The 23,935-nt window shown below is 34.5% G+C and carries 22 protein-coding genes; 4 read left to right on the plus strand and 18 right to left on the minus strand.

Annotation, left to right across the window (positions count from 1 at the left end; translation table 11 throughout):
* Positions 1 to 189: 189 nt before the first annotated feature.
* Positions 190 to 1,587 carry a major outer membrane protein gene (locus C6H18_RS04105; RefSeq protein ID WP_104721847.1) on the minus strand — a complete coding sequence of 466 codons (1,398 nt, stop codon included), beginning with the start codon at positions 1,585 to 1,587 and terminating at the stop codon, positions 190 to 192.
* A 284-nt stretch (positions 1,588 to 1,871) separates the two neighbouring features.
* Here C6H18_RS04105 and C6H18_RS04110 point away from each other — a divergent pair, with 284 nt between their 5' ends.
* Positions 1,872 to 2,717 (plus strand): fumarate hydratase, encoded by an 846-nt coding sequence (locus C6H18_RS04110; protein WP_104721848.1) that lies wholly within the window; start codon positions 1,872 to 1,874, stop codon positions 2,715 to 2,717.
* 10 nt (positions 2,718 to 2,727) lie between these two features.
* Positions 2,728 to 3,288: a Fe-S-containing hydro-lyase gene (locus tag C6H18_RS04115; protein ID WP_104721849.1), complete on the plus strand. Its 561-nt coding sequence runs from the start codon at positions 2,728 to 2,730 to the stop codon at positions 3,286 to 3,288.
* A gap of 202 nt (positions 3,289 to 3,490) precedes the next feature.
* On the opposite strand, the gene C6H18_RS04120 is transcribed toward C6H18_RS04115, so the two are convergent.
* Both C6H18_RS04120 and C6H18_RS04125 read right to left on the minus strand, forming a co-directional pair.
* Positions 3,491 to 4,708: an ammonium transporter gene (locus C6H18_RS04120; protein ID WP_199770123.1), complete on the minus strand. Its 1,218-nt coding sequence runs from the start codon at positions 4,706 to 4,708 to the stop codon at positions 3,491 to 3,493.
* A gap of 69 nt (positions 4,709 to 4,777) precedes the next feature.
* Entirely contained in the window at positions 4,778 to 5,125 is a 348-nt protein-coding gene (locus C6H18_RS04125; protein ID WP_104721851.1) for a P-II family nitrogen regulator, read from the minus strand.
* Positions 5,126 to 5,292: 167 nt separating this feature from the next.
* On the opposite strand from C6H18_RS04125, the gene mnmH reads away from it, so the two are divergent.
* A complete protein-coding gene (gene mnmH / locus C6H18_RS04130; RefSeq protein ID WP_104721852.1) occupies positions 5,293 to 6,285 on the plus strand; it encodes a tRNA 2-selenouridine(34) synthase MnmH in 993 nt (330 codons plus the stop codon).
* A 35-nt stretch (positions 6,286 to 6,320) separates the two neighbouring features.
* A complete protein-coding gene (prfB, locus tag C6H18_RS04135; RefSeq protein WP_104721853.1) occupies positions 6,321 to 7,412 on the plus strand; it encodes a peptide chain release factor 2 in 1,092 nt (363 codons plus the stop codon).
* Here the strand turns inward: prfB and C6H18_RS04140 are convergent.
* The 15 genes from C6H18_RS04140 to murC form a co-directional block, all read right to left on the minus strand.
* The gene (locus C6H18_RS04140) at positions 7,389 to 9,770 is read right to left on the minus strand and encodes a tetratricopeptide repeat protein (protein WP_104721854.1); all 2,382 of its coding nucleotides are present in this window, start codon (positions 9,768 to 9,770) and stop codon (positions 7,389 to 7,391) included. The genes prfB and C6H18_RS04140 overlap by 24 nt on opposite strands.
* Positions 9,771 to 9,774: 4 nt before the next feature.
* Positions 9,775 to 11,052: a serine--tRNA ligase gene (gene serS / locus C6H18_RS04145; RefSeq protein WP_104721855.1), complete on the minus strand. Its 1,278-nt coding sequence runs from the start codon at positions 11,050 to 11,052 to the stop codon at positions 9,775 to 9,777.
* A gap of 207 nt (positions 11,053 to 11,259) precedes the next feature.
* A complete protein-coding gene (locus tag C6H18_RS04150; RefSeq protein WP_104721856.1) occupies positions 11,260 to 12,312 on the minus strand; it encodes a GDP-L-fucose synthase family protein in 1,053 nt (350 codons plus the stop codon).
* Between the two features lies 1 nt (position 12,313).
* Entirely contained in the window at positions 12,314 to 12,910 is a 597-nt protein-coding gene (locus C6H18_RS09605; RefSeq protein ID WP_233704052.1) for an FkbM family methyltransferase, read from the minus strand.
* A complete protein-coding gene (locus tag C6H18_RS09610; RefSeq protein ID WP_233704053.1) occupies positions 12,882 to 13,241 on the minus strand; it encodes a hypothetical protein in 360 nt (119 codons plus the stop codon). The genes C6H18_RS09605 and C6H18_RS09610 overlap by 29 nt, the downstream gene beginning before the upstream one ends.
* A 198-nt stretch (positions 13,242 to 13,439) precedes the next feature.
* Positions 13,440 to 14,615 carry a DegT/DnrJ/EryC1/StrS family aminotransferase gene (locus C6H18_RS04160; RefSeq protein ID WP_104721857.1) on the minus strand — a complete coding sequence of 392 codons (1,176 nt, stop codon included), beginning with the start codon at positions 14,613 to 14,615 and terminating at the stop codon, positions 13,440 to 13,442.
* Between the two features lie 2 nt (positions 14,616 to 14,617).
* Positions 14,618 to 15,532: a GDP-L-fucose synthase family protein gene (locus C6H18_RS04165; protein WP_104721858.1), complete on the minus strand. Its 915-nt coding sequence runs from the start codon at positions 15,530 to 15,532 to the stop codon at positions 14,618 to 14,620.
* A complete protein-coding gene (gene gmd / locus C6H18_RS04170; RefSeq protein WP_104721859.1) occupies positions 15,525 to 16,664 on the minus strand; it encodes a GDP-mannose 4,6-dehydratase in 1,140 nt (379 codons plus the stop codon). The genes C6H18_RS04165 and gmd overlap by 8 nt, the downstream gene beginning before the upstream one ends.
* Positions 16,657 to 17,385: a glycosyltransferase family 10 domain-containing protein gene (locus C6H18_RS04175; RefSeq protein ID WP_104721860.1), complete on the minus strand. Its 729-nt coding sequence runs from the start codon at positions 17,383 to 17,385 to the stop codon at positions 16,657 to 16,659. The genes gmd and C6H18_RS04175 overlap by 8 nt, the downstream gene beginning before the upstream one ends.
* Positions 17,379 to 17,756, minus strand: coding sequence for a hypothetical protein (locus C6H18_RS04180; protein WP_104721861.1), 378 nt, complete (start codon positions 17,754 to 17,756; stop codon positions 17,379 to 17,381). Before C6H18_RS04180 ends, C6H18_RS04175 begins: the two co-directional genes overlap by 7 nt.
* Positions 17,757 to 17,767: 11 nt before the next feature.
* The gene (locus tag C6H18_RS04185; protein ID WP_104721862.1) at positions 17,768 to 19,153 is read right to left on the minus strand and encodes a mannose-1-phosphate guanylyltransferase/mannose-6-phosphate isomerase; all 1,386 of its coding nucleotides are present in this window, start codon (positions 19,151 to 19,153) and stop codon (positions 17,768 to 17,770) included.
* 29 nt (positions 19,154 to 19,182) lie between these two features.
* Complete coding sequence (locus C6H18_RS04190; protein WP_158654867.1) at positions 19,183 to 19,875, minus strand: outer membrane beta-barrel protein; 693 nt, start codon at positions 19,873 to 19,875, stop codon at positions 19,183 to 19,185.
* Between the two features lie 172 nt (positions 19,876 to 20,047).
* Positions 20,048 to 22,255, minus strand: a complete 2,208-nt coding sequence (locus C6H18_RS04195; protein WP_104721864.1) for an endonuclease MutS2 — start codon at positions 22,253 to 22,255, stop codon at positions 20,048 to 20,050.
* Positions 22,242 to 22,613, minus strand: coding sequence for a hypothetical protein (locus tag C6H18_RS04200; protein ID WP_104721865.1), 372 nt, complete (start codon positions 22,611 to 22,613; stop codon positions 22,242 to 22,244). Before C6H18_RS04200 ends, C6H18_RS04195 begins: the two co-directional genes overlap by 14 nt.
* Entirely contained in the window at positions 22,613 to 23,935 is a 1,323-nt protein-coding gene (gene murC, locus C6H18_RS04205) for a UDP-N-acetylmuramate--L-alanine ligase (RefSeq protein WP_199770125.1), read from the minus strand. The genes C6H18_RS04200 and murC overlap by 1 nt, the downstream gene beginning before the upstream one ends.

Genomic DNA, 23,935 nt, shown 5'->3' on the forward strand with positions numbered 1-23,935 from the left:
AGTTTAAATAGTAAATAGAGTTTAAAGAATGCAATAAAGAATAAAGAAAGACTAAAGAAAATAAAAATAATAAAAAATAAAAAGATTAACTAAAGAATAGTAAAAACTAAAGATTAAAAGTAAAGCTCTATAATGCTTAAGAAGAAAAAATAAAGTAAATAAAATAAGAATCCCCAAAGGGGAGAGGAATTAGAAGCTATATTTTGCTTCTACGCGGAATCTACCTCTTTTTTGATCTTCAGTATTTGGGTCATCAAGATCAGTTTTTAGATAAGCATAATAGCTAGAAACCGTTAAGTTTTTGTTATGTTTCCATTTAATAGTTGGAGTAATCTCTGTAAATTTAATCTTTGCACTACCAGAACTATTAGAGAGTTTATTTTCACCATTGGCAAACTCCAAACCTAGATTTAAACGATTATCGATAAATCCATAGTTTGCTGCCGCATAGAAAACATTAATACTTTGATCGGTGTCAATTCCTTGAACTCCATAACCTCTTAAAGCAGAAGTGCTAATCCCTGTTGCGGTATTACCCCACCAGATTTTCCCTGCTCTTGAAACATTTGTTCCTTCATCTTCAAGTGCTACTGCTGTCCCATCTGCAAAGTTTGTGATATACCCTAAACGAACATCCAAAGGAATTTGATAGTCTTGTGCAAGATTTGCCCCCACCTCTAAGACTAAGACATCGTTAGATTTTTTAATATCAGCGTGGTTTTTTCTATCGTTTACCTGACCATAGTAAGTAGCAAAAATAGAATCTGAATCATTATCAAGAGAGGCATAAGTATATTGTGCTTTAGCTCTTAAAAGACTATTTTTCCAAGAAAGCTCTCCAAAGACAAGCGCATCTACTGCATCATCGATATAAAATCCCCAAAGTTGCCCTCCAAAGTTCCCATAATCTGTATCAAGATTATAAATACCTGCTACACCATAAAGATTTTTAGCGATAGAATTATTATTAGAATTTAAATTAACTGCTTGTACTCCAGCATTCTCAGGATTAGTACTAGGATTAGAATTACTATTGCTCGCTTCATTAACAATCCAGCTATCAAAAGCTGCAGCTGCTAAAGTAAGATTAGGCACATCACTATTAAGCACTAAAATACCTGTCCCTCTATCCCCATCATAGGCATTAGTAACAGGGGTATCAAGAGGCTGCTTACCGATTAACACTGTTGTAGAGGTATTATCTGGAGTAATAGTTGCATAAAAGCTTCGGACACCAAACCCTGTATCAGCACCTGCACCTAAATTGTTTCCTACAAATGGAACAGTTGCATTACCTTTCCCGTGATTTACATTGTTAGCATTTTGATACCATACCCCTAAATTTAAGGCAACATTATTCACGCTAGGTGTTTTAAAATCAGCTACCGCTCTCCATTGATGTGCTGCACTACCTCTACCGCTAATCCCAAATTTATTTTTATTGTATCTATCATCGGTATAGCGATATCTTAAATAACCACTAACATCCACACCTTTAATAGCTTCTTCTAAAGGTTGTGCGAAACTTGAAGTTGATAAAGCACCAAGCGCAACACTTGCTGCTAAACTTAATTTTAAGAATTTCATTAGATCTCCTTGTATTTTTGAAATTACGATGTTGATTGTATCAAATTTGTAATGTAAAAATCAAGTAATTTCAGCCTACATTCACGCAGTGTATCAAAAGTTCTTCTTGTCAATTTATTAAAGTTTTACTTTTTTATATTTTACACCCTTAGTTTATATCAACTTTTTAATGATTTTTAGGGCATTTATCTCTCTTAAGAATGCGCTAAAATTTGAAAATTTTAAACACAATTTCAAACTCAAAACTATACAATATACGACACTTAAATCTTAAAGGAGAAACTATGCGTGATATTTCTTGTGATACTATCACACAAGCGGTCAAAGAGCTATGTATTCAAGCTTGTTGTGTTGTTACTAACGATATGTATGAGGCTTTTACACAAGCAAAGGATAAAGAACAATCCCCGCTTGGCAAGGATATACTCGGAAAAATCTTAGAAAATGCCGATATTGCCAAAAAAGAGATGATGCCTATCTGTCAAGATACCGGAATGGCAGTGGTTTTTGTAGAGATTGGACAAGAAGTGCATATCATTAATGGGTATTTAGAAGATGCTATTAATGAAGGGATAGCACAGGGTTATACGCAAGGCTTTTTGCGTAAATCTGTCGTTAAAGATCCTATCTATCATAGAGACAATACTAAAAACAATACGCCTGCTGTTATTCATACCAAAATAGTCCCCGGAGATAAACTTAAAATCAAAGTTGCTCCTAAAGGGTTTGGTAGCGAAAACAAAGGAATCTTAAAAATGCTTGTCCCCGCTGATGGATTAGAGGGTGTTAAAAAGGTGTTTTTAGAGGCGGTAGAAAATGCTGGTCCTAATGCCTGTCCTCCTTTGGTGGTAGGCGTAGGTGTCGGGGGAACTATGGAAAAATGCGCGATTTTAGCCAAAGAAGCGGCTGTGAGAGCTGCAGATAGCAAGAATCCTAATCCCGAATATGCCAAACTTGAAGAAGAGCTTGTAGAACTTGCTAACAAAACCGGAGTAGGTCCTCAAGGACTTGGGGGGAATACTACCGCACTTAAGGTAAATATCGAAGTCTATCCTACACATATTGCAGGTTTGCCTGTATGTGTCAATATCAACTGCCACGCTGCAAGACACGCAGATGTAGAATTATAAAGGAATACTTATGGCAACCATTAAACTTACTACCCCACTTACTAAAGAAAAGGTTAAAGAACTAAAAGCTGGAGATAATGTCCTCATTAGCGGAACCATCATTGCGGCAAGAGATGCTGCTCATAAGGTGCTTACAGAAACACTTGCTAAAGGAGAGAAACTCCCTGTGGAATTCCATAATGAAATTATCTATTATTTAGGTCCAAGCCCTGCTAATCCTGATAAAAATCAAGCAGTTGGGGCTGCTGGTCCTACGACAAGTGGCAGAATGGATAAATACACACCTACTATGCTAGAACTAGGGGTTAGCGGTATGATTGGCAAAGGTTATCGCTCTAAAGAGGTTATTGAAAGTATTATTAAAAATGGAGCGGTTTATATGGTGGCTATTGGTGGAGCGGGTGCGCTTATCTCAAGGAGTATCAAAAAATATGAGGTTTTAGCCTATCCTGAATTAGGTCCTGAAGCAGTCGCAAGACTGCAAGTAGAAGACTTCCCTGCTATTGTGGCTATTGATTCTCAAGGCAATAACTTCTACCAAGCAGGGCAAACACCCTTTAGAACACTTTAGCAATTACTCCTACTTTAAAGTGGGAGCTATTTAATTTCGCATTTTTTAAAGAAATATTTATAAATTTGAAATTTTAGATTTGCCATTATGCTCTAGCATAAGGTAAGCTTGATTATTTCCATTAAACTTGATTTAACAAACAACACTCACCCTAATGCCTTTCAAAACCAAAATATATTTGGCGCAATTTAAACTTCTTAATTCACCGATAAGCAATCTCTCCGTGCAGAGATTGATCTAGTCCATTTTCTTCTTGTTCTTCTTCTACGCGCAAAGCCACAAAATAGCTCATTACTTTTAAAATCACATAACTTGCAACAGCAGAAAGTAAAAAACAGGTTAGAATCGCTATAATTTGCACAAAAAGCAAATTAAAATCTCCACTATAAAATAGCCCCTCTCCGGCAGCTTCCTCTCCAACAATGGCATTAATAGAGCTTGTAGCAAAAAGCCCCGTAGCAATACCTCCCCAAATTCCACCTATTCCGTGCAATCCAAAAGCATCTAGGGTATCATCATAACCGAATCTACTCTTTAAAAAACTAATGGCAAAAAAACAAATGGGTGAAGCCAAAAAGCCAATAACAATACTTGCAAAAGGCGTTACAAATCCTGCTGCAGGAGTAATAGCAACAAGTCCTGCTACAATCCCTGTAATACTCCCTAAAAGTGTCGGTTTGCCATATTTTGTCCATTCTATAATCATCCAAGATAGCATTGCTCCTACTACGGAAAAATTTGTTGTAATAAAAGCATTAATGGCAACAGAATTTACACTTAAAGCACTTCCGGTATTAAACCCTAACCAGCCCATCCAAAGCAAAATCGCTCCAATAAATGAAAGGGGCAAACTATGGGGTAAAAGCCCTCTTTTAAACTTCCTCTTTCCTAACATAATACAGCCTACAAGTCCAGCAACTCCAGCAGCAATATGGACAACTCCTCCTCCTGCAAAGTCTAAAGAGCCAATCTTCATAAGCCAACCTCCGCCCCATACCCAATGCGCTAAAATATCATAAGCCAAACTACTCCAACATAAAATAAAAATCAAAAGCACACCAAATCGCATACGTTCTACCAAAGAACCTGTAATAATTGCCGCTCCAATAACCGCAAAAAGCATTTGAAAGAAGACAAAAAGGGATTCGGGTATATTGCCTACATAAGAATAATTTGTATCAATTAAAAAAATATGATTTAAGCTCCCAATAATCCACCCTTTATCATCGCCAAAGGCTAAAGTATAGCCTACTATAATCCACTGCAAAGCAATCAAAGCATAAAGCATTGTGCTATTTAGTATCGTATTTAAAGTATTATTACGATTTACCATACCTGCATAAAACAACCCCAAAGCAGGTGTCATTAGCAAAACCAAAGCCGATGAGGCAATCACAAAGAGAGTATCCACTGCGGAGATTTCTTCTTCTACTCCAAAAGCAAAGCCACTACTTAATAAAATAATCCATAAACTTTTCATCTTTTCTCCTTATATAGCGTCAATTCCCTCTTGCCCTGTGCGAATCCTAATAACATTTTCTAAAGGTGAGAGGAGAATTTTTCCATCTCCCATACTTCCTGTATTGAGAGTTTTTTTAGCAACCTCAATAATATTATCTACAAGACTCTCTTTAGCGATAATCTCTATACGAATCTTTGGTAGCAAATCAATAGTCATCTCACTCCCCCGATAAACTTCGGTTTTACCCTTTTGATTACCTGCCCCCATTACATTACTAACCGTCATTCCTTTAATCCCTCTTTGGGCTAAAGCATCTTTTAAGCTATTGAGCTTTTCAGGGCGCGTAATAATTTCAACTTTAAAAATCTTTTCCATAAAATCTCCTTTTTAGAAGTTAGCTTTTTTAAAATTTAGCTTTGGCATTATAAAAAAATAAAACTTAACTTAAAATAAAAAACTATTTTATAAGTTTAAGTTTTTAATTATAAATAAAATAGCTACAATAACAAATTTTATTAAAATTGCTTTTATTAAGAGGTGCTATGTTCCAAATCGTTTCTATGCAAGAGTTTTTATCACTACCGCTTATCATTGATGTAAGGTCTCCTAGCGAATACTGCCACTCTCATATCCCCAATGCTTTAAATTTCCCTGTTTTAGACAATGCACAATACCAACACATTGGAACCCTCTATAAACAAAATGCCTTTAATGCCAAAATCTTAGGTGCTAGTATGGTGTGTGCAAATATTGCTAAACATCTTTTGGAGCTAAAAGGCTTTATCACTCCTTCTATGCCTTTTGGTATCTATTGTGCAAGAGGTGGTATGCGTAGTCAATCCTTTGGGCTTGTTTTGGGTAATATTGGCTATCAAGTAGCTTTGTTAAAAGGGGGTTATAAATCTTATAGAAAAGAGGTTACTCAATCTTTAGAAACCTCTCCAAAACATCGATTCTTGACATTAATAGGGCAGACAGGAAGTGGCAAAAGTGAGCTTATAGAAGCATTTAGTGATTCTTTAAATATTGAAAAATTAGCAAAGCATTTAGGCTCTAGCTTTGGTAATATTTGTGGAACTCAACCCAGCACTAAAAGCTTCCAAAACACACTCTTTACAAGACTAAGGGAATTAGAAAATGCCCCATTTGTGCTAGTAGAGGGAGAGAGTAAAAGGCTTGGAAATCTTATTTTGCCCTCCAAACTCTATCTAGCTTACCAAAAAGCTCCAAAGATTCTTATCACCTCTCCACTTCAAGAGAGGATTCAACGCATTCTTCAGCAGTATGGCAATATCTCTGAAACCCTCTTTTACCAAGCTATGCAAAAAATTGCGCCTTTTATGAAAAAAGAGTTTTGGGAAGATGCCAAAGAGGCTTTTGCAAAGGGGGATTTACCAAAAGTTGCGGAGATTTTGTTGTTAGAATATTATGATAAGGTCTATAAAAAAGAATCTTATCATCACACCCTAACCTTTAAAAATACCCACGATACACTCCAAGAAATTTGTGAGATTAGTAAAATTTATTATCCTTAAAATATGATAGAATTTGAAAAAAAATGGAGAATGTTTTGGATACTTACGAATATGGAGAATTACTTAAAAACTTAGAAATTAAAGTGCAAAATATCCAAAAGATTTTGCAACCTAATAAGCTTAAAGCAAAGATTGAAGAAATAGAGAGCCTAGAGCAACAAAAAGAATTTTGGGAAGACGCTAAAAAAGCTGGAGAGTTGCAAAAAGAAAAAAAACGATTCCAAAGACAATTTGAAAAATACCATACCGCCTCTAATGCCCTAGAAGATGCTAAAGAGCTTTTTGAAATCTCACAAAATGATGAGGAAACACTCCAGCTACTCTTTGGAGAATCTAAAGAACTAGAACACCAAATTAAAAATGCAGAAATTGAAGTTATGCTTAATGATGAATTAGATAGCAATAATGCAATTTTTACTATTACGCCCGGAGCGGGTGGGACAGAATCTCAAGATTGGGCGAGTATGCTTTATAGAATGTATTTGCATTGGGGAGAGCGACGCGGGTTTAAAGTCGAACTCTTAGATTATCAAGAAGGCGATGAAGCAGGGATTAAAGATGTGAGTTTTCTGATTAAAGGAGAGAATGCCTATGGTTATGCCAAAGTAGAAAATGGTATTCATAGGCTTGTTAGAATCTCTCCTTTTGATTCTAATGCTAAACGGCATACGAGCTTCGCCTCTGTCTCTGTTAGCCCCGAAATTGATGATAGCATTGATATTACCATAGAAGAAAAAGATTTACGCATTGATACCTATCGTGCCTCTGGAGCTGGAGGGCAACATATTAATAAAACAGAATCCGCTATTCGTATCACTCATATCCCTACAGGGATTGTCGTGCAATGCCAAAATGATAGAAGTCAGCACAAAAATAAAGCAGTGGCACTAAAAATGCTAAAATCCAAACTTTATGAGCTAGAGCGTCAAAAACGTGATGAATTAAACTCTAACCAAGAAAAAAGCGAAATTGGTTGGGGACATCAGATACGAAGTTATGTCTTAGCCCCTTATCAACAAGTCAAGGATTTACGCTCCCAAATTGCTTATAGCAATGTTGATGCAATCCTTAATGGAGATATTGATGAAATCTTAGAGGGGGTTTTAATCCATATTAGCTCTACGTAAAAGAGAACTTGTATCAATTTTAAAATCAAAATAATCCGACTTTTGTTCATTATCCCCAATAACCGTGAATTGTGAATTAGCCGCATTAAAGTTTTTCTCTTGCAAATATAAAAGTCCATTAGCCACACGCGTTTCGTAATTTGTTGGTGCTTCTAATTTAGAGAGTTGCAATAAAGTAGCTGCATTTTCTGTATGCCCTGCGCCAATAGCTGCAACAGCTGCTAAAAACAAGGTTTGTGTATCATCTTCTTTTAAATCATCGATGAGATTATTATAAAGCGTAAAAGCCTTTTCAAATTCTTGGAGATAAATATAAGTCAATGCCAAAGCTTGAGTAACTCCACGAACATCTTTGCGTTCTGAAATCAAACGATAATCTAAATCTTGCTGGACATAATGTAGTGTCCCTACAATATGCCCCACCTTAATATACATCTCTCTTACAATAGAGGGTCCATAATAAATTAAGTCTTTATTGAGATTCTTATCTTGATAATAATTTTGAAGCTTTAAAGAAAGTGCTTTAGCGTCGTCATAATAATTAATCGCTAAGAGTTCTAAAAGATTGCTTAAGGGGTCTGTTGGATGAATACTCTTTAGATGATAAGCGGAATTTACAAGTAAGCTTTGATCGCCCAATAATACCCCTTGCACAAAATTTAAGGCATAATAAATCAATACATTACTAGGACTTTCCTCTAAAAATGTTAAAGCCATAGGAGAGCCATCACGGACAAAATTTAAAAGCACTTGTAAAAACTGCATTTCTTCCTTGCTTCCTTGAAAATTTACCATTTCTTTTCCTAAATCATTTTCAAGTCTTGAAAAATCTCTATGCGTAAGTTTTGCAGTTGCAAGCGCAAAAATCCCTGCTTGAATATCTTTGGGATTAAGGTGAAAAGAGCGGATAAAATGCTGGTAAGCGCGATCATAATCCCCCATTTGCGCATAATTTAAACCTAAATTATAATGCAAAATAGCGTGGTTTGGATACTGCCCTACGGCTCGTCTTAAAATCTCATTGGCAATCCTTATATCTCCACTTAATATTTCTAAAATCGCATTGGCAATATTCCGATTAACCTTAGAAATAGTTTGTCCTCTCAAAAGCACTTCTTTAGCTTCTTGTAAATTTTCAATAGAAATATTAATCCCTCCTTCTTGGATAATATATAAGGCTTCCTTAGCATCAAATACCCTATAAGGGGCATAATAAAATAAAATTTCATAAGCATTGACTTTCAACCCTCTAAACTCATTCCAAAACCGCTTTTGCGCAATATCAACATTAAAAAAATCATCCCTTAGGATAACTTTAATAGGGTAAGGATTTTTATCTATCATTTCTTGATTATCCGCATAAGGCTTTAAAAAATTCACCACTTGGTTAAAACGGGCTAACTTTAGCTTCACTAATGCCGATGCCATATCTACTTCTAAGGTATTACCCGATGTTTGAATAATCTGTCCTAAAATTTGATCGGCTTGTTGGTATTCACCAATTCTTGCATAAAGCAAAGCAAGATTAAACCATTCTTTAGATTCCAAAAAATCATCATCTAAATAAGCAATAGCCTTTTTACTATTGTTAAAATAACTATACAAAGCAGCCAATAAACGATCATTGCGTTGCTTATAATGAGGGGTATTTTGATGTGTTAGGGGAGAGATTGCTTCAACGTAATTCCCCTGATAATAATGAATAAGCGCATATAAATAAGAATAAATGGGTAAATTTACAGCATAGGGAAGATAAGTTTGAGCAAGTTGCAAATAATATTGGTATGACAAAGGCTCATTTAAATACAAGGCAGAAACAGCGGCATTTAAGGCACTAATAACTCTATATTCTCCCACATCAATGGCTTTTTGAAAAGACTTTAAAGCCTCTTTATAAGCCCCCTCTTGCATTTGTGCTACGCCCAAATTATAGCTTGATAGCCCTTCAGAATAACTAGAAATCCTACTATATAAATCAAGGGCTTCCTCTTTATTCCCATTCGTATAAAGAAAATTTGCCTTGCTAATGAGTTCTTCTAACTCCCCCTCATCGACGATAATCTCTCCTCCACCTTCAATAGAAAATTGTGGAGGTGGCATTAGAACTTCATCTTCTTGAGATTGCATCTCTGTTTCTTCGGAAAATACAGCCCCTAGCACAAAGATAAAGACAAGGATTAACACACCAGCAGATAAGGCAAGAATTATAGTAAGCTTTTTATGCTCATTAAAAAATTGTTGAATCTTTTCAATATTGGTTGGAGGTTTTTCTTTTGGCTCTTTTTCTAAAACATCACGCAAAATATCAAAATCATCATCGAGTTGAATAATATTTTCTTTTGGATCTTCTGGTGGCATAATATTACCTCAAATAAGTCTCTAATACAGAGGGGATAAGAATACTTCCATTTTCTTGTTGGTAATTTTCCATAATAGCAACTAATGTCCTACCAACTGCTAAAGAAGAGCCATTTAAAGTATGCACAAGGATGTTTTTTTTGTGGGAATCTTTGTAGCGAATCTTTGCCCTTCTTGCTTGAAAATCCCTTGTATTAGAGATAGAACTAATCTCGCGATAGCAGTTTTGTCCCGGAAGCCATACTTCAATATCAATGGTATTACTTGCACTAAAACCCAAATCCCCACCACATAACTGCATAAGCCTATGGGGTAATCCCAAAGAAGTTAGCAAATCTGATGCACAAGCTACCATCCTCTCTTGCATCATCTCACTATCGCTAGGGAGAGTGATAGCTACCAGCTCAACCTTATCGAATTGATGTTGCCTTATAATGCCTCTTGTATCGCGTCCTGCGCTTCCTGCTTCTTTCCTAAAGCAAGGCGTATAAGCACTCATCATTAAAGGTAAATCTTCCTCACTTAATATCTCATCGCTATAAAGGTTGGTTAATGGCACTTCAGCAGTAGGGATAAGGTAGAGCTGATGCCCTTTAGTATTTTCTTCCTCTTGCAAATCTGAAATTTTAAAGAGGTCATTTTCAAATTTTGGTAATTGTCCTGTTCCAAATAATGCTTGATTATTGACAATTACAGGTGTTGCCACCTCACTAAAACCCCTCTTGGCATTAAAGTCAAGCATATAATTAATTAAAGCTCTCTCTAACCTTGCCCCCATTCCCATAAAAACACTAAAACGACTTTTAGCTAATTTCACTCCTCTTTCAAAATCAATCCAACCATTTTGTGCGGCTAATTCCCAATGTTCTTTAGGCTTAAAAGAAAAGTCTTTAGGCTCTAATACCTTTTTAATCTCTATATTATCTTTCTCATTTTTACCCAAAGGTGTTTTTTCATCAGGAATATTAGGGAGATTAGTTGAGAGTTCTTGGAGCTTATGTTCCCATAGCTCTATTTCTTGGAGATGAAGATTAATCTTAGATTTTAACAAATCACATTCTTTCTTTAAGTCTTCAATATCTCTGCCTTCTTGTTTATATTGTGCAAAAAGCTTAGACTTAGCATTTTGGGTCGCTTGGAGTGATTCTAAAGCAGTCTTTTTTTGTTTATATTGCAAACTCACTTCTTTAAGATTATTTAAAAAAATTTCATCAATATTGCGTTTTGAGAGCTTTTGTATCGTCTCATCAAAGCTATTTATAAGCAGTTTTAAATCAATCATTATACTCTAGTCCAAAAATAAATGGCTTATTATACCTTAAGAGTTGCCAAAATACCAAAAAGGGATATTAGGTATTAGAATCTCTTATTCTTTTGTGGTATTTTTATGCTATTTTTTATATTTTTCAAATTAGCAAGTCATTACTTCTCTCTTTTAAACTATTCTATTATCTTAATTCTTTGGCAGTTCTTGTATGCAAAGTCCTTATTAGCTATTTTTGGCTCCACAATACCATCCATATACCTTTTGGATTCCATTTTTTAAATCAATCTTTGCCCTCCAGCCAAGCTGATTAATTTTATCAGGATTTGTAAGTTTAACCATAGTGCCATCAGGCTTAGAGCTATCAAATACCAATTCCCCCTTAAATCCTACAATCTCTTTAATCATTAAACTTAAGTCTTGAATAGAAATATCCTCACCTGTGCCGATATTAAGATGTGTATTTCTAATTTCTTGAGAATCTTTTTTATACAAATCCCAAAAATCAACTTTTTGCATAAGGAATACACAAGCACTTGCTAAATCTTGAGTATGTAAAAACTCTCTCCTTACTTTTCCACTTCCCCATATTTGAACGCTTTTAGAAGAGATTCCAAATTTTTGCAAAATTTCTAAAGCTTTTTGCTCATCACAACCAAGATTATCTAAAACTTCTTGCATTCTTCCCTCTTCTAAAAGTTTAGCTAAATGCATTTTTCGTAAAAGGGCAGGAAGAACATGGGATTTTTCTAAATCAAAATTATCATTTTCTCCATAGAGATTGGTTGGCATTGCAGCGATAAAATTTGTCCCATATTGCAAATTATAAGACTCACACATTTTTAATCCCGCAATCTTAGCAATCGCATAAGGTTCATTGGTGTATTCTAATTCACTTTGCAATAAAACTGATTCGCTCATAGGTTGAGGGGCATTTTTGGGATAAATACAAGTTGAACCCAAAAACAAAAGCTTTTTTATTCCATTCAAATATGCAAAGTGAATCACATTATTTTGAATACTTAAATTTTGATAAATAAATTCTGCCCGATAAGTATTATTAGCAAGAATTCCACCCACCTTTGCAGCACTCAAAAAAACATAATCTGGTTTTGTTAAAGCAAAAAACTCTGCGACTGCACTTTGGTTGGTTAAATCTAGCTCTTGGTGTGTTTTAACCAACAAATTTGTATAGCCCTGCCTTTGCAATTCCTTAACAATGGCACTCCCTACAAGCCCTCTATGTCCCGCAACATAAATTTTAGAATCCTTTTGCATTCTACTCCTTAAAATAAATAGGAATTTCTGGGTTAGAGGGGTGATTAGGATAATCTAATCCCTCTAATATACCCTCCATTCGCTTCTGTTGAAAAAATGGAATCATTCCTTTTTTGATATAGCTAACCTCCAAAGTTGTGCTAAAAAACAAACCTTGTGAATAAAAAATCTTTCCGTGATTATTCAAATGCAAATGCAAAGGCTCATAATACTCATTTATTCGCTTTAATACCGCTAATCGCCTTTTAACACCCTCATTTTCTTCAGGATTACATCCGTGAAATTCAAAAATCACTTGCGTAAAATATTCTGCTAATAAGCCTATATCCATCTGTTCTAAAACTTCCCATTCTGCATTTTCAATATCCACTTGTAAAATATTCTCCACTTGCTTTAAATCATTATCCTTAATGATGGAGGATAAAGAAATGCAATCCTTATTTACTCCCACAAAATGTTTATGAAAGATAATATTAGGGTGATTATAGGGGCAGTGTTCTATACTTCCATCATACTCAATCACCTTATAACCCCTCTGTGCCATCTCTAAATCCCAAGGAGAACTTTCACTAACACCTAATGAAATAGCTTTTAGCAAGGGATAATCCCCCCCCCCCCGCAGAATCCATAGTAGAATCCATAAGATTAGGTTTATACATTACATATCCACCATCACCCTTACCACCTACCCTTACTAAATCTTCATAATCCACTTTAAGGGGTCTTAATAGCTCTAAATATTTTTGTATATTTTCAAAACATTGTTGATTGGGATTGATACGCACATAATTTCTATCTCTATCTTGCAAAAGCAATAATAAAATTTGCTTATCCTCCTCTTTAATGTGAGAGTGAATAATAATATTAGACATTAAGAGATTGTAATTAATTTGTGTATTTTCCCTTATGGCTTTTTCAATATTTTGCATACTTTACTCCTAGATAAAAAGATTTAACAATAAAAACTCCCAGCACATCACCAAAAGATTGAAAAAACTTAAAAAAGCAAACAAGGTGAGAAAAGTGAAAAAAGAAAGAAATACAAGAAAGCAGAGTCTCTAATAAACGAAGATATGTTTGTAAAACAACAAAAGCAGTAAAAACAAAGAAAGTTTTAAAGCAATTAGCTAATAAATCCCCCCCCCCCGCAATACTTTAGCAAGTAAAGCAAGAGAATCTTTAATACTAACTTGGTGATTTCCTACGAAAAATCCATTTTTATGTAAATGTTGGGCATTTTTGAGTGTTCCAAAAATTTCATAGTCAAAAAACCGCATTACTTCATTTTGAGTAAAATCCCCTGTAACAATGGGGCGGCATTCTATATTATTAGCTTGAAGCTTTTGGATTACCTCTTGGCGATTAAGTTTAGAATCTCTGCGGATAATTAGCGAAAACCCAAACCACGAGCTAGAAGAGATTTCTTTTTGTATTATAAAATCCGGATGGTTTTGAAAATATTGCTTAAAAATTTCTGCATTCTCTCGGCGGTGCTTTAAGAAATTTGGCAATTTCTTTAGCTGCTCTATCCCAATAGCACCACTCATTTCTACTGGACGAACATTATATCCGGGCAAAACAAACCGAAAAGACTCGCTAAAGCCATCTTCACTCTTAGGAGCTACCCTATTGTCTTTTGGCAAATTCCTAGTCCAACCGTGCGCTCTTAAGCAAAGTAAAATATGATAAAGCTCTTCATCATCGGTTACAACAAGTCCTCCCTCCATTGTCGCCATATGGTGCGAAAAAAAGGTAGAAAATGTCCCCATAACCCCAAATGTGCCTGCTTGTTTTCCTTTATATTCTGCCCCCATAGATTCACAATTATCTTCTAAGAGCAAAATATCTTTATTGCCAATAATCTCCTTAATCTTATCAAAATCGTTAGGATTCCCAAGTAAATTTACTACCATAATCATTTTAGTCTTTTCACTAATTGCGCCACTTAGAGCCTCTAAATCATAATTTAAAGTTTCTAAATCAATATCAACAAACTTTAACTTCAAGCCATATTGGTATAAAGGATAATAAGTCGTAGCCCAAGAAACCGCTGGAACGATAACTTCATCACCTCTTTGAATCTTAGGAGTGCTTGTATAAAATAATGCAGCTGTTGCGATTAAATTTGCTGTAGAACCACTACTTGTCATTAGGGCATATTTAGCTCCTACAAAAGCGGCAAAATCTTTTTCAAAGGCTGCAACCTTTGCTCCCATAGTGAAAATATCACTTTTTATAACCTCTTCTATGGCTTGTAACTCCTTATAATCCCAAGTTGATGAAGCTAAAGAATAATGTTGCATAACTACTTCCCCAAAAAATATTGATAGGTTTTTGTGATACCCTCTTTTAAATTTGTGTTAGAACTCCAACCAAATTCTTTTAAGCGGTCAATATCCACAAGTTTCTGTGCCATTCCCTCTGGCTTTTGCGTATTATAAATAAAATTACCTGTATAGCCTATAACTTCTGCTATCACTTCATAATATTCTGTAATGCTAAAATCCTCGCCCCTACCTACATTAATAATCTTTGGCATCCTCTCAAAGTTTTTTAACGCATAATATACAAAATCCGCCAAATCCTCTGCATACATAAACTCTCTTCTGGCTTTTCCACTTCCCCAAATCTCGACCTCTTTAGCTCCATCCATTTTAGCATTATGGATTTTTGCAATCACTGCTGGAAGCATATGGGCTTTATTGATTTCAAACTTATCGTATTTACCATATAAATTACAAGGAATAATGGTTTTATAGAGGAATTTTTTAGAATCTAAAATATACTCACAAAGCTTAGTAGAAACAATCTTAGCTAACGCATAACCCTCATTAGTAGGCTCTAACTCTCCACTTAAAATCAAATCTTCGCTTAAAGGATTTTTGCCCTCTTTAGGATACATACAAGAACTTGCGATATTTAAAAACCTCTGCACTCCACATTCTAAAGCAGCCATTATGATATGTAAGCCCATAGCAACATTTTGGCTTAAAAACTCCACAGGATTTGCGATATTTGCACTAATCCCACCTACAAGTCCCGCACAATGGACAATAACATCAGGTTTATGGGTTTTAAGATAAGCCAATACTTGTGTTTTATCCAATAAATCTAATTCTCCCCTTTTAGGAGCTAAAACCTCATAAAATCGACTCTCTTTGTATTCTACAATATTGCATCCAACCATTCCAGTAGAACCTGTAATTAAAATCTTATTCATAATACCTCATAATGGTATATCCACCTTCTTGTAAGTATTTATCTTTATTCATTAGTTTCAAATCACTTTGCATCATATCACAAACTAAATCCTCTAAATTAAATTCACGATTCCAACCAAGTTTTGATTCAGCCTTACTAGGATCACCTAAAAGTAAATCTACCTCTGTAGGGCGAAAATATCGTGGATCTACACAAACTAACTCTTGTCCAATTTTAAGATGTGATAAATCAATAGGAAGCTCTTCTGCCCTATTGAAATCTATCTTTGCAATAATGCCTTTCTCATTAATCCCCTCCCCTACAAACTCCAAAACAATCCCACAATACTCAAAGGCAAGTTTGACAAAATCTCTTACCATTGTTGTTTGACCCGTAGCAATCACCCAATCTTCTGGGACTTTGTATTGCAAAATCATCCACATCATTTTCACATAATCTTTAGCGTGTCCCCAATCTCTTTTAGCATCTAAATTCCCAAGATAGAGCTTCTCTTGCAAATTTAGAGCAATTTTAGCAGCAGCACGAGTAATTTTACGCGTTACAAAGGTTTCCCCTCGCACCGGAGATTCGTGATTAAACAAAATCCCATTACACGCAAACATATTATAAGCTTCTCTATAATTTACCGTTATCCAATACGCATACATTTTTGCCACCGCATAAGGAGAGCGTGGATAAAAGGGAGTTTTTTCATTTTGGGGAATCTCTTGAACTTTACCATAAAGCTCTGAAGTGGAGGCTTGATAAATCCTTGTTTTATCAATAAGTTTTAAAAATCGCACTGCATCTAAGATTCTAAGTGTTCCTATACCATCAGCATTAGCAGTATATTCTGGTGTTTCAAAACTAACAGCTACATGGCTTTGTGCCGCAAGGTTATAAATCTCATCAGGACAAATATCCGCAATCAATCGTGTAAGATTCATAGAATCTGTCATATCTCCATAATGGAGATAAAAGTTATTATGCTTACAATGATGCCCCTCAAAGAGATGATCAATCCTATCGGTATTAAAAAGAGATGCTCTCCTCTTAATCCCATGCACTTCATATCCCTTATCTAACAAAAATTCCGATAAATACGCTCCATCTTGCCCTGTAATTCCGGTAATTAACGCTACTTTAGCCATTTTCTCCCTCTTTAATAGTTTCTAAAATTTTGTTTTCTACATTATAACTAAACAAACGATGATAATTATCCCTTATTGCCTCTAAGCGACTTTCATAATCTTCTTTGCAACAAGTCTTTAAAAGAGAATCTAAATTAGAATCCTCTTTTAAAATAATTATTCCATCCGCATTAAAAAATTTATCAATTTTTGTTGCTCCTAGATAAATGGGAATTGTCATTGAAGCAAAACAATCTAAAATCTTTTCGGTAAAATAAAAAGAAGAAATATCGTTTTCTATAACAATTTGATAACGATAATGTTCTAAAGATTGGGATTTAAAGGGTATTGGTCTATGATTAAACCTCCCAAAAACATCAACTTTACCACTCTTTAAAGCATCTTTAGCAAAACATTGTCGAATTTTATGCATTTTACACGCAACCTTGTCACTGCATACCATAGAAATATTTTTATCCTTTTTTTGATAAGCTAAATCTGTTATTTGCACTTTATCACGGATTCCATTATAAGTTTCATTCCCATACCACCAAAACCAAGACAATAATAATCGAAAATTTTGGAATCTCTCTAACAAAGTTTCCGAAAAAGTAAAAACCAAATCAAAATCCTTGTGCAAACCCAAATAAGTATCAAATAATTCATATTCTTTTGTCGCTATAGATTGGGATTCACATAACCAACCATAACGTTTTATAGGCTCTCCCATAGTTTCTAACATAGAAAGCCCTGTATAAAAATGAACAGGTAAGCAAATATTCCAATAATCCCAAAATATCCCTCCCCCCCCCCACCACCATCAAAATTGATACTGGGTAATGCCATATGGGAATCACGTATAAAAAAGACTTCAACCTTTTTACCATCTTTATTATAAATTTCTGGAATTTGGCGAGAAAACATAGGATAGGGCATATAGACTTTACCATAACCATACCTATCATTTCTACAATAGATAATAGGTTTTTTATTGCTGTTTCTTAATTTACGTCTTAAGCTTTTAAAGGGTATTAAACTCTGCACAATACTAATTAAGATTTTTTTAAGAAAATAATAGATTACTTCATTAATTTGTTTGGAATCCATCTCCATATTATATTCCTTTAGCTTCTCCCAAAATCATCTTCAAGCCGAACAATATCATCTTCTCCTGTGTATTCGCCCACTTGTGCTTCAATCAAAACTACGGGAATTTTACCCTCGTTGCTTAATCGATGCACTTCTCCCATTTTAATATAAGTTGATTCATTAGGTCGCACTAATTTCTTCTCATTACCAACTTGCACACTTGCACTCCCACTTACAACAATCCAATGTTCATTGCGATGAAAGTGTTTTTGTAGGCTTAGAGACTTTCCGGGCTTTACAATAATTTTCTTAATCTTATACCCCATAGAATCTTCTAAAATAGTGTAACTTCCCCAAGGACGATGGGTTGTTAGATGAGTTTTACAAATTTCGCTATCCCCTAAATTTTCCACCAAAGTTTTTACTCTCTGACTCTGGCTTCTTTTACCCACCAATAAAACATCACCTGTATCAATTACCATACAATCCTCAATGCCTATAAGAGCGATTAATTTCTCCTTATGGCTAATAATAAGATTATTTTTAGAATCCAATGCTAAAGAATTCCCTAAAATAACATTTTCATCCTTATCTTTAGGCAATTCTTCATAAAGCGAATCAAAACTCCCAACATCACTCCAGCCTATATCACAAGGCAACACTTTAACACATTTTGATTTTTCCATTAAAGCATAATCAATGCTATTTTGAGGAATCTCCTGCATTGCTTCTATAGGTATTCTTCTTAGATTCTTATCTGTAATGGCTTGATTATAGGCTCTCTCACACTGCTCAAAAATATCTGGACTATGCTTTTGCATTTCTTTTAATAAAACTTCAACCCTAAAACAAAATAAACCAGAATTCCAAAAATAATTACCCTCTCTTAACAAGTTTTGTGCAACTTCTAACTTAGGCTTCTCCATAAAAGATTCTGCATTAAAATCCTCACCCATTTGGATATACCCAAATCCTGTATGAGCAGACTTTGGGGTAATGCCAAAAGTTACTAAAGAATCATTATTTGCTAATTCTTTAGCCTTTTGCAAAACTTCTTTATAAGAATCCATATCCTTAATCAAGTGATCACTTGGAGTAACAAGAACAATTTCCTCTAATGGTAACCCCAAACAAGCTAAAGTGATGGCGGGTGCAGTATTTTTAGCCATAGGCTCTAAAAGATAGGAGATATCTGTATGAGGTTTAGAATATTTTATTTGCTCTATTTTATCAAGTGCTAAAAAATACTGCTCGGCATTGCAAACCACTAAGGCTTTCTCACAAAAGGCAAAATTGCGCTTCAAAGTAAGTTCAAAAAGGGATTCTCCATTAAAAAATGGAATAAACTGCTTTGGCATAAGCGTCCTGCTTAGAGGAAATAGTCTTGTTCCACCACCACCACAAAGAATTATATTTGTCATAATACCCCTCTTGTCAATTTAAATTGAAGCTAGAATTTATAGTTAAACCCTAAATACATTCCCCCCGTAGTCTGCATAGGCTTAATATTTTCATTTAAAACATCTGTTTTTGTTCCGCCTACATCAAAACTTAACTTTAAATCCCTTGTTTTATACCGAATCTGCTCTAATTTAACACCTAATTCTACCTCTACTCTGCCTAATTCATATAAAAACCCCATCTTGGCACCATATATTAATCCATCAAAAGCACTTGGCAAAGAGAAAATATCGCCAAAGAAATTAGACTCTGTATTGACATTTAAAAAAGAATACCCACCATAAGCCCCCAAAACACCGCGTATATTTTCCGAAAGCTTAGGCGTAAAGTCATAACCAATAACTGCCCTATGTGCGCGATATTTGGATTCTACTGGTATATTAGCTATCACATTTCCAGAGACTATTACAGGTATATTATCTGTATCTTTTATCTTAGATTGATGATAATAAGCAATATAAGCCCTATGCTCAGGGGATAATCTATACCCTGCTCTTAATCCAAAGTTTGATACCTTATCTTTAATGTTTAAATCAAACTCTTCTTGTTGGATTTTCGTCTTTCCATATCCTCCATCTGCCCCTAAAAAAAATCCTTGACTTTCATTGGCTAATACATTAATACCAAATACCGCAACAAACAAACCCGATACTATGCCTAATCTATTTATAAACTTCATCATCATAAAAACCTATCAACTTAAAACAATTCAAACTTACCTCATTCCGCCACTTCTATGCGCTGGATGTTGATATTCTTTCTTTTCGCACGCACTAAACACAAAAACTGACGCCACAAGCCCAATTAAAACTAACATTTTTTTCATTATTTCTCCTTAAAGTAATTTGATAATCCTATAACTTTACAATCTTAGCACCAAAGCCACCTAATTTTGGTGGAGCGTCTAAAAACTCCACAACTTTTGGATGTTGCTCTAAAAAATCTCTTACCACGCTTGAGAGGCGACCTGTTCCAATGCCGTGATAGATTAGCACCTCATCAAGCCCTGCTATTAAACTATTAGAAATAAACTCTTCAAGCTTTTCTAGGGCTTCTTCTGCCCTCATTCCGTGCAAATCCAAGGACACATTGACACTTTGAGGCATTTTAACATTAACTTTTACTTGAGGTGTATCTAAAACATTTCTACTATGGTTAAGTTCATTTAATGGCACTTTTAATTTTATTCCATCATCAAGTTGCATCACTGCCATTTGTCTTTGAATACTTACTATTATTCCTTTGGAACGACGATATTCTACCCTATCTTTTATTTTAAATTCCTTTATCCTCTCCAAAGATTTCTCTTCATAATGCTTTTTGATTTGATAAAAAATTTTATTAGCGTTATTCATTTGACGATGAATCTCTTGAGAGTTTTGTAATTTTACAGCTTTTTTGGCTTCATTAATCGCCTCATAATAAAGCATTTCCAAAGCATTCATTTTTGTTTTATAGGTTTCTTGCATTTCTTCTTCTTTTTCTTTTAGTTGCAATCTTTTATGCTCTAATTTCTTTTGTTTTTGCTGCACCTCTTGTATTTCCTTTTGGAGCTTCCTCTCCAAATGCGAAGAATGCTCAATTAATATATTAAGCTTCTCTTTATCTTCTCCATAAACTTTTTTGGCTTCATTAATTAGCATTTTAGGTATCCCATAACGCAAAGCGGTTTCAAAGGCATAACTCTTCCCAATAGTGCCTTCTAAAAAACTAAAAGTTGGCATTTCTCTCTCTTCATCAAAAAGAGCAGCCAAGAGTTGCACTCTTGGATTCCCAGCCATTAATGCCGCTAGTCGTTTATGGTGCGTGGTAATAATAACCTTATTCTCTCTATTCATTAAATATTCTAAAAGCACCTTAAATAAACTTGCTGCTTCATCACTATCTGTGCCTAATTCAATCTCATCAATACCAATAATTCCCTCTCTTTGATGAAGTATTTGGGAGAATTCAAGCATCCTCCCGCCAAAGGTAGAAATATCGTTCTTGCTACTTTGAGGATCTTCTAAAATAAGATGGATAAACTTAAAAATATCAATGCTTGACTTTGAAGCATTTATAGGCATAGGAAGCAAATATTTAGCAAGAAACACTACACTTAAAACGGATTTTAAAAACATCGTTTTACCCCCAGCATTCACTCCTGTTAAGATTAAAACATTTCCCTTAAAATCAAGGCTAATAGGCTTAGGTTCTTTTAAAGCAGGATGCTTAAATTCACAAATTTGAATATTTCTTGCATTGGGCTTAGGGGATAAGAATTCCAACCCTCTATCTTTTGCAAACATTAAACGGGCTTGGTAGGAATCAAATCTATCAAACTCTTTATTAATAAACTTCAAAAACACAAAGTTTTTAGCAAAAAGCAAGGATATTTCCTTACAGATATTAAAAAGTTGCTCTTCTTTTTGGTTGCATAAGTGATTAAGCCTATCTTTTAAGCTTATAATACTTTGGGGCAAAACATAAAAAAACCCCGTATTGGAGCGATGAATAATTTGCCCTTTTAAAACATAATGAAACCCTGCTTTAAGCAATAAACACTCTTCATTATCTATAAGATGAATCTGTTTATCCACCAGATAAGGAGTAAGTTTATTTTGGGATAGGATTTGGTGCATTTGCGAAGAAATTTCTCTTTTAAGCTCTACAATTCTCTGACACAATACATCAAATTCTAAATAAATGCCTTGTTTTATTTCGCCATTATTTTCAAAAGTCTTCGCACATTCTAATAAAGATTGTGGGATTAAAATATTATCAAACCATTCTTTTAAAATCCCCTCACATTTTAATGTCTTTAAATACATAAAATAGCGAATAATTTTTATAAACTCAAAAATTTCATCAAGCTTTAAATAACCAAACTTTTTTAATAATTGCAATTGGGACTCTAAAGGCTTCACTTCTTGAGGAGGCGTAAAAAGAATAGATTCTAAAGCCTGAATATAACGCAAGTGTATTTTGCAATCACCCTCTAAAAGCAAGGCTTTAGGGCGAGATAAAAATCCCTCATAATGCCCAATAAAATCTACTAAATCAAGTTGCTTAATTAGCATCATTAAACACGCAATTTTTTAGCGGAATAACGGTTCTAAAATAGGGACTATCTTCCTTACCCACTAAAGTCAAAGTTCCACTTACAAAATTAAAAGTAGCGGTATTAACTTCAAGAGTTTTTGCACCTATTTGGCATTGAAGATTCTTATCTTGTAAAAAGAGTTGCGCCAGAGATGTTAGCTTATCATCACTTTTATCTTGAAAAATCGTAAAAACCCCAATACCCACAGCAATAACAATTAAAAATCCTGCGACAAACACTTTTCCCTTAGTGCTAATAATATTATAAGAAACAAGTAATTGCAGTAATAAAAACAATAAAAAAGCCACTAAAATGATAATTAATCCATACTTTAACATTAAATTCCGCCTCTTAATTGATAAGTCAAATTTCCTGCATTAAAGCCAATAGCAATCCCCTCTTGTATCTTGTGAATGGGCTGTTGGTCTTTATATAAAATCAACGCATTCCCATCTCTTTGAATACAATCTGCAAAAATAGGATTATAACCCTTAAAAAGCCCATTAAAATCAATCTCTTTTTTTGCCTCACCCACAGAATAAACAGGTAGAATAACAAGTTCATCAACGCCCTTAAAGCACTCTATAAAACCCTCCAAATTATCACAGATTCTAGAATATTTATGTGGTTGCCAAATTGCACAAATTTTATCTCTCTTTGTTAATTCTTGATATTTTTTGAGTGCTTGAAGCGTTGCTTTTATTTCGGTTGGATGATGTGCATAATCATCAATAATAATACAATTACCTACCTCTAAAACATCAAAACGTTTTTTAATTCCCACAAAATTTTTAATATTTTTACGAATAGTCTCTAAATCTAAGGAATCTAAAACACTCAAAATAGCTAAAGACGCATCTAATGCGATATGCTCTCCAATACCATAAACCTCAAAATAGCCATAATCTTTTTTGTTATGCCGCAATCTAAATCTCGTTGTTGGCTGATTATTGCGTAAGAAATATTCTATTTCACAAATCTCTTTAGAGGGATAAAGACGCACACATTCTAACTCCAACCCCCCTAAAAAACTATCTTCAGCATTAATGATTCGTCTTTTAGCTAATCTTAAAAAATCCTCATAGGCTTGATAAAACTTTTCAAGATTATGCCCATAAGCTTCCATATGTTCTGGTTCTGCATTCGTTACAATCGCACAATAAGGATTACAATTTAAAAAACTCTTATCAGATTCATCAGCTTCAAAAACAACCATCTCACTCTTTAAAGCGCGTGTATTAGAATGAAACTCCTTACTTTCTGCACCAATTAAAGCACTGCAATCTTGCAAGATTGCGCTTAAAATAGCCGTGGTAGTGCTTTTGCCGTGCGCCCCTGCAACTGCATAAACTTGCTTTTCTTTTAAAATCAAAGATAAAGCCTCTTTACGAGATAAAATCTTAATACCTCTTCTTCTTGCCTCTTGTATTTCTATATTATCCTCTTTAATAATAGCTGAATGGATTACTAATTCGGGATTTTTTAAAGATTGAATACTATGGGGAATCGTTACCTTAATGCCTATTTTTTTCAACTCCTTTGTCATAGCACCCTCTGCTATATCTGAACCACTTATTTCCACACCTTGTGCATACAAAAATCTAGCTAATGCAGAAATCCCAATGCCACCAATCCCAATAAAATGAACACTTTGTGGCAT

Source organism: Helicobacter mesocricetorum (genome assembly GCF_900198605.1).
Taxonomy (GTDB): domain Bacteria; phylum Campylobacterota; class Campylobacteria; order Campylobacterales; family Helicobacteraceae; genus Helicobacter_D; species Helicobacter_D mesocricetorum.

What these genes read in the sequence shown, in the direction of transcription:
- C6H18_RS04165 (WP_104721858.1), bottom strand. Translation starts at nt 15,532, where the DNA reads ATGAATAAGATTTTAATTACAGGTTCTACTGGAATGGTTGGATGCAAT.
- C6H18_RS04180 (WP_104721861.1), bottom strand. Translation starts at nt 17,756, where the DNA reads ATGGAGATGGATTCCAAACAAATTAATGAAGTAATCTATTATTTTCTT.
- C6H18_RS09610 (WP_233704053.1), bottom strand. Translation starts at nt 13,241, where the DNA reads ATGCAAAATATTGAAAAAGCCATAAGGGAAAATACACAAATTAATTAC.
- C6H18_RS04125 (WP_104721851.1), bottom strand. Translation starts at nt 5,125, where the DNA reads ATGGAAAAGATTTTTAAAGTTGAAATTATTACGCGCCCTGAAAAGCTC.
- mnmH (WP_104721852.1), top strand. Translation starts at nt 5,293, where the DNA reads ATGTTCCAAATCGTTTCTATGCAAGAGTTTTTATCACTACCGCTTATC.
- gmd (WP_104721859.1), bottom strand. Translation starts at nt 16,664, where the DNA reads ATGGCTAAAGTAGCGTTAATTACCGGAATTACAGGGCAAGATGGAGCG.
- C6H18_RS04110 (WP_104721848.1), top strand. Translation starts at nt 1,872, where the DNA reads ATGCGTGATATTTCTTGTGATACTATCACACAAGCGGTCAAAGAGCTA.
- C6H18_RS04175 (WP_104721860.1), bottom strand. Translation starts at nt 17,385, where the DNA reads ATGTTAGAAACTATGGGAGAGCCTATAAAACGTTATGGTTGGTTATGT.
- murC (WP_199770125.1), bottom strand. Translation starts at nt 23,935, where the DNA reads ATGCCACAAAGTGTTCATTTTATTGGGATTGGTGGCATTGGGATTTCT.
- serS (WP_104721855.1), bottom strand. Translation starts at nt 11,052, where the DNA reads ATGATTGATTTAAAACTGCTTATAAATAGCTTTGATGAGACGATACAA.
- C6H18_RS04105 (WP_104721847.1), bottom strand. Translation starts at nt 1,587, where the DNA reads ATGAAATTCTTAAAATTAAGTTTAGCAGCAAGTGTTGCGCTTGGTGCT.
- C6H18_RS04150 (WP_104721856.1), bottom strand. Translation starts at nt 12,312, where the DNA reads ATGCAAAAGGATTCTAAAATTTATGTTGCGGGACATAGAGGGCTTGTA.
- C6H18_RS04190 (WP_158654867.1), bottom strand. Translation starts at nt 19,875, where the DNA reads ATGATGAAGTTTATAAATAGATTAGGCATAGTATCGGGTTTGTTTGTT.
- C6H18_RS04140 (WP_104721854.1), bottom strand. Translation starts at nt 9,770, where the DNA reads ATGCCACCAGAAGATCCAAAAGAAAATATTATTCAACTCGATGATGAT.
- C6H18_RS04185 (WP_104721862.1), bottom strand. Translation starts at nt 19,153, where the DNA reads ATGACAAATATAATTCTTTGTGGTGGTGGTGGAACAAGACTATTTCCT.
- C6H18_RS04115 (WP_104721849.1), top strand. Translation starts at nt 2,728, where the DNA reads ATGGCAACCATTAAACTTACTACCCCACTTACTAAAGAAAAGGTTAAA.
- C6H18_RS04195 (WP_104721864.1), bottom strand. Translation starts at nt 22,255, where the DNA reads ATGATGCTAATTAAGCAACTTGATTTAGTAGATTTTATTGGGCATTAT.
- C6H18_RS04160 (WP_104721857.1), bottom strand. Translation starts at nt 14,615, where the DNA reads ATGCAACATTATTCTTTAGCTTCATCAACTTGGGATTATAAGGAGTTA.
- C6H18_RS04200 (WP_104721865.1), bottom strand. Translation starts at nt 22,613, where the DNA reads ATGTTAAAGTATGGATTAATTATCATTTTAGTGGCTTTTTTATTGTTT.